The sequence below is a fragment of the Streptomyces sp. NPDC006265 genome (assembly GCF_040613555.1).
In the GTDB taxonomy this organism is placed as follows: Bacteria; Actinomycetota; Actinomycetes; order Streptomycetales; family Streptomycetaceae; genus Streptomyces.
The window spans coordinates 1-1,687 of record NZ_JBEXSH010001318.1; the positions used below are offsets into that span (position 1 = coordinate 1).

Genomic DNA, 1,687 nt, shown 5'->3' on the forward strand with positions numbered 1-1,687 from the left:
GAGGGCTTCCGGCCGCCACGCCGAGAGCACGCACCGGACACCGCGGGCACCGCACAGGACCTTCGAAACACCCCCTAGGCCGACCGTGCGGTGTTCGCCGGTTCTCGGGACAGGGGGGTTCCGGTCACGCACGATCTTCTTGTGCTGACCATCGAAGCCCTGCGTGCGCATCTGGTGGGCGCTCGGCTCGCCGGGACCGTGGCGACCTCGAGGGAGAAGAGCCTGCGCAGTTACCGGCTCTTCGCCGCCCGGGACCCCCGGGTGCTGCTCGGTATCGATCCCGAAGGTGCCTGGGGGCAGCGGGAGTTGCTCGAGCTGATGGCGGACCGGTGTGGTGTTTCGGCCGATTCCCGGCTGGTTTCCGGCCAGGACGTGATCGATCCGGAGCGGACCCTGGCGGCTCTGGACGCCTTCGCGGAACGTCTCGCCGAGGCCGCCGGGCGCCGTGCTCCGGTACTCCTCGGGACCGGGCACCCGCACCGGCTGCTCGGTTTCTACGGCGCTCTGGCAGACGCGCTGTCGGCGGCTGGATGTGCCGTTCTCACCCCTGCGCAGGGTCGTCGTGTCGACATAACGACCCGGTTCGGCCTACGCACGTACAACCTCGACTACGTACGAGGAGTCGCGCTGGTGCGGACCCCGGGCGCGGAACGCCCCGGTTGTGAGCCCGGCGCACATACGCACTCACCTCTCCCGGTTCGTACCGTACTGGCCGCTTGTGCGGAGGCCGGCGGGCCCCTTCCCGAGCTGGTGATCGGGGACCACGGGTGGGTCTGCGGGGCAGGTCAGCTGGGGTTCGAGGCCATCGGGCCGGCCGATACGGACGACCCGGCGCTGTTCGTGGGGGAGGCCGAGGGCTCCGTGGCCGTGGTCGTTCCACTTGATGACGGCGTGCGGTCCGATTACTACCTGCCGCTTACCCGCTACGTACTCAATCGGGCGTGTCTGTCACAGTAGGCCGCCGATGGGTGCACCTCTTCCCCACTCGCATCACTGGCACCTACATTGGGGAGTGAGCACGCAGCGACGAAGAGTCACCGGAAGGGGAAGCCGGTGGCCGTCGAGTGCGGAAGGTTCAGGTGTGTCATGGCTGCAGCTGGCGAGAGGCCTCTGAACGAGGTTCAGTTCCTTACCGTGGCGGAAGTCGCCTCGGTGATGCGAGTGTCGAAGATGACCGTGTACCGGCTGGTGCACAGCGGTCATCTGCCCGCGATCCGTGTGGGGCGGTCCTTCCGCGTCCCGGAGCAAGCGGTTCACGAGTACCTCCGCGACAGTTACGTGGGGGTGGAAACCGCCTGACGGCAGGGTCGGGGCGATCCCCACAGGGCACTCGGGATCCCCCCGGCCTCCTCGATTACGACCTCAGCGCTCGGACGGGTAGGCTGGCCCCTCGTAGGTCGTATGGGCCCATGGCGCCCAAACACCGAGTGATGAGAAGTGAGCGAGGGTAGTCGTGGGCTCTGTTATCAAGAAGCGGCGCAAGCGGATGGCGAAGAAGAAGCACCGCAAGCTGCTCAAGCGCACGCGCGTTCAGCGTCGCAACAAGAAGTAAGTTCGCGACGCGCGAGCCGCGAGAGCGTTGCTGTGGCCCCCCACCCACCGGTGCCCGAGGGCGCTCTCACCTCGCCACCGGCCGCACCCGCAGGTCGTGCGGCCGGAGCGTGATCCCGACGCGGGTGGCGTCCTT

At 68.0% G+C, this 1,687-nt stretch carries 3 protein-coding genes; all 3 read left to right on the plus strand.

Features of this window, described 5'->3' with window-relative positions; genetic code table 11:
- The first annotated feature begins 141 nt into the window (after positions 1-141).
- The 3 genes from ABZ281_RS48355 (at position 142) to ABZ281_RS48365 (ending at position 1,552) form a co-directional block, all read left to right on the plus strand.
- A complete protein-coding gene (locus ABZ281_RS48355; protein WP_356665107.1) occupies positions 142-957 on the plus strand; it encodes a phosphatase in 816 nt (271 codons plus the stop codon).
- Positions 958-1,086: 129 nt separating this feature from the next.
- On the plus strand, positions 1,087-1,299 hold the full coding sequence (locus tag ABZ281_RS48360; protein ID WP_121791081.1) for a helix-turn-helix domain-containing protein: 213 nt from the start codon (positions 1,087-1,089) through the stop codon (positions 1,297-1,299).
- Positions 1,300-1,453: 154 nt separating this feature from the next.
- Positions 1,454-1,552, plus strand: coding sequence for an AURKAIP1/COX24 domain-containing protein (locus tag ABZ281_RS48365; RefSeq protein ID WP_003948845.1), 99 nt, complete (start codon positions 1,454-1,456; stop codon positions 1,550-1,552).
- Positions 1,553-1,687: the final 135 nt, after the last annotated feature.